The sequence below is a fragment of the Methylobacterium sp. WL18 genome (genome assembly GCF_008040015.1).
GTDB lineage: Bacteria > Pseudomonadota > Alphaproteobacteria > Rhizobiales > Beijerinckiaceae > Methylobacterium > Methylobacterium mesophilicum.
Map to the genome: position 1 here is coordinate 1 of NZ_VRVD01000514.1, position 3,371 is coordinate 3,371.

General features: G+C 69.6%; 6 protein-coding genes. 3 read left to right on the forward strand and 3 right to left on the reverse strand.

Going from position 1 to position 3,371, the window contains the following annotated elements; all coding sequences use genetic code 11:
• Both bluB and FV228_RS24110 read left to right on the forward strand, forming a co-directional pair.
• Positions 1-498: 5,6-dimethylbenzimidazole synthase (gene bluB / locus FV228_RS24105; RefSeq protein ID WP_147856876.1), on the forward strand; the 498-nt coding region annotated here is incomplete at its 5' end.
• A gap of 150 nt (positions 499-648) precedes the next feature.
• Positions 649-1,158, forward strand: a complete 510-nt coding sequence (locus tag FV228_RS24110; protein ID WP_147856877.1) for a L,D-transpeptidase — start codon at positions 649-651, stop codon at positions 1,156-1,158.
• A gap of 20 nt (positions 1,159-1,178) precedes the next feature.
• Here the strand turns inward: FV228_RS24110 and FV228_RS24115 are convergent, their stop codons facing one another.
• From FV228_RS24115 to FV228_RS24125, 3 genes are all read right to left on the reverse strand, one after another.
• A complete protein-coding gene (locus tag FV228_RS24115; protein ID WP_147856878.1) occupies positions 1,179-1,592 on the reverse strand; it encodes a HEPN domain-containing protein in 414 nt (137 codons plus the stop codon).
• Complete coding sequence (locus FV228_RS24120; protein WP_246694018.1) at positions 1,589-1,963, reverse strand: nucleotidyltransferase domain-containing protein; 375 nt, start codon at positions 1,961-1,963, stop codon at positions 1,589-1,591. The genes FV228_RS24115 and FV228_RS24120 overlap by 4 nt, the downstream gene beginning before the upstream one ends.
• 82 nt (positions 1,964-2,045) lie before the next feature.
• Positions 2,046-2,354: a cupin domain-containing protein gene (locus tag FV228_RS24125; protein ID WP_147856879.1), complete on the reverse strand. Its 309-nt coding sequence runs from the start codon at positions 2,352-2,354 to the stop codon at positions 2,046-2,048.
• Between the two features lie 219 nt (positions 2,355-2,573).
• Here FV228_RS24125 and FV228_RS24130 point away from each other — a divergent pair.
• Positions 2,574-3,371: 2-keto-3-deoxygluconate permease (locus FV228_RS24130; protein ID WP_147856880.1), on the forward strand; the 798-nt coding region annotated here is incomplete at its 3' end.

Consider the following 3,371-nt stretch of genomic DNA (forward strand, 5'->3'; position numbering starts at 1 on the left):
CCGTCGGTGGGGAACAGCCGGCCCTGGCGGTTCGTGCGCGTCTCCGACCCGACCCGGCGCGCCGCCGTGGCGAACGACTTCTCCCGCTGCAACGCGGCCGCAGCCGAGGGCTACGACGCGGCACGCGCCGCCCGCTACCGGGCGCTGAAGCTCGCCGGCCTCAACGAGGCGCCAGAGCACCTCGCGGTGTTCTGCGACGACGCCACCGAGACCGGCCTCGGCCTCGGCCGAGCCAGCATGCCGGAGACCCTGGCCTATTCGGTGGTCGGGGCGGTGCAGTGCTTCTGGCTGGCGGCGCGGGCGCGCGGACTCGGGGTCGGCTGGGTCTCGATCCTGGAGCCGGCCCGCGTCACCGGGATCCTGGCTGTGCCGGAGACCTGGCGGCTCGTCGCCTATCTGTGCGTCGGCCATCCGGTCGAGGAGCATCGCGACCCGGAACTGGAGCGCCACGGCTGGCAGGCGGAAGACCCCCGCGGCACCGAGTTGTTCGAGCGCTGAGCCGTCCGACCTCAGGATTGAGGCTACTTCTTTACCCTCCCCAAGACTTCCCGGGAGAAGCAGAGCGTCAACCATAGCTTTCAAGGGAACGGCAAGCGCGGCCGTGGATTACTGGCCGGCATACGCTCACGCTTGTCGAGGAAGTCCAGGATGTCGGGTCGGGTGGCGGCTTTATTCGGTTTGGCCGGCGCGCTGCTGGCGGGTTGCTTCGGGACGGCCCAGGCGCGGGAGCTGGTGCCGTTCCAGAACGGCGTCGCGCCGGGCTCGGTGGTGATCAGCGTGTCCCAGCGCAAGCTCTATCTGGTGAACGGCGACGGCACCGCGATCCGCTATCCCGTGGCGGTGGGCAAGCCCGGCAAGCAATGGTTCGGCACGGCCGCGATCGACGGCAAGTACGTCGCCCCGGCCTGGTCGCCGCCGGCCGAGGTCAAGCGCGACAACCCCCGGCTGCCGAACGTCATCGCGGGCGGCTCACCCAGCAACCCGATGGGCGCGGCCGCGATGACGCTGGCCGGGGGCGAATACGCGATCCACGGCACCAACCGGCCGAACTCGGTCGGCACCTACGCATCCTATGGCTGCATCCGGATGTACAACCAGGATGTGGTCGATCTCTACGCCCGGGTCGATGTCGGCGCGCAGGTCTACATGACCCGGTGAGGGCCAGCACATCGGTGTGATCAGGACACCTCACTGGCGTGGCGTGCCACCGCTTCCACGAACGCCTCCGCCATGTCGAGATGACGTTCGAGGTCTTCCTTCGACGGCATGGGCTCGGCGGTGTGCGGATCCTCCGCCGGGTAACGGAAAGCGGTGGCCCAAGGCGTCAATCCCGCCAGTTGCCGGGCCTGTACGAGGAGAGGACTGGTGCTCGGAATGAGCGCGGTGAGCGCATCGAGATCATGTCCGGCTCCCCGGCCGCGCGGATACCGGATGCCCTCCGCCACGAGGATCGCCTTCGCAGCCTTCTCGACGGCCTGATGCACGTGGAAGGCGGCGTCCTCCAGTTCCGGCGGATCGAGGAGCAGCCGGCGCGCGGATCGCGTGTCCTGTCGCGCCTTCCGAACCCACGCGCCGGGATCCGACGCGCTCAAAGCGGGGCCTCCGCCGCCTTGTCGTAGAGGACGATCCCCTCCTCGGCGACGTCATGCGCGAGTGCGTTGATGTCGAGACGGCGGGCCTCGAAGACGCTTCTGCGCATCGGGACTAGCTGGATCGACGTGCCAAGATCGCGAACGGCCGCCCACAGGGACGCCGGCGTATAGCGGCCTGACGGAATATCGTCGTCCAGCAGAACACACAGGTCCCAGTCACTGTGGTCGTCGTGGTCTCCCCGGGCACGGCTGCCGAACAGGATCACGCGCTCGACGGGTGCGACCCTACGCAGACGCGCGACGATCGCAGCGAGCGAGGGCGACAGACGGTCCGGAGCAAGCGCATGGCTCATTCCGTAAGTATACAGCACGCGGGCTCAGCCCGCATGCATCCGTGATCTTGGATCCGTGGAACAAGCCACGGGATCCGGGCCCGCCCTTATGCGATCGCCCTCACTTCGCCGGCGGCGCCGTCGCCTCGACCGACGTGAAGGTCTCGAGGATCCGGTAGGTGTGCTCGGCGCCGGCCGGCACGCAGTAGGAATCCCCCGGCGCGAGCGCGACCGTCTCGCCGCCGACGACCAACTCGGCCCGGCCGCTGATGACGTAGCCCACGGTCTCGTGGGGCGAGGACGTCATCGGCTTGTCGGCGTTCGGCTCCTCGGCCCGCCACATGCGCATGCCGAGCCGCTCGCCCCGGGCCAGGGTGATCTCGCCGTGCGGTCCAGCGGCCGCGCCGTGGGCCGATACCTTCGTCGCCATCATCGTCTCCTGTCGGTGAACCAGCCCAACGGCGCCCGGCCCGCGACGTTCCGCGCCCGGTGTCGCGGCCTCGGCCCGGGTCGCCGCTTGACGGCCCCCGGGGGCGACAACAGGATGTGGAACCGGTTCGACAAGGCGCCCGACAGAGGCGTGGGCCGGCGCGACGCCGCGGATCCGCCCGGGTCCGGCGCGTCGACGAATCGACCGGAGGGACGCGCCATGCAGATCAAGGCGGCGATCGACAGGATTCCCGGCGGCCTCATGCTGGTCCCGCTCCTGCTGGGCGCCCTGTGCAAGACGTTCGCGCCGGGAGCGCCGGCCTATTTCAAGGGCTTCACGCAAGGGATCATGACCGGGGTGATCCCGATCCTGGCGGTCTGGTTCTTCTGCATGGGCGCGTCGGTCAGCCTGAAGGCGACCGGCACCGTCCTGCGCAAGTCCGGCACCCTGGTGCTGACCAAGCTGCTGTCGGCCTGGGCGATCGTGCTGGTCGCCGCGCTGTTCATCCCGCCCGAGGGCATCCAGACCGGCTTCTTCGCGGGGCTGTCGATCCTCGCGATCGTCTGCGCGATGGATATGACCAATGGCGGCCTCTACGCCTCCCTGATGCAGACCTACGGCAGCCGGGAGGAGGCGGGCGCGTTCATCCTGACCTCGATCGAGTCCGGCCCGCTGATGAGCATGATCATCCTGGGCGCCTCCGGGGCGGCCCATTTCGAGCCGCAGATCTTCGCCGGCGCAGTGCTGCCGTTCCTGGTCGGCTTCCTGCTCGGCAACCTCGATCCGAAGCTGCGCGCCCTGTTCGCCCCGGGCGGCCAGCTGATGATCCCGTTCTTCGCCTTCGCGCTCGGCAACACGGTGGATCTCAACAACCTGCTCTCGCCCCTTGCCGGGCTCGGGATCGTCCTCGCGCTGGCGGTCATCGTGCTCACCGGCATCCCGCTGATCCTGGCCGACAGGGCCATCGGGGGCGGAACCGGGACGGCGGGGCTCGCGGCCTCGTCCACCGCCGGGGCG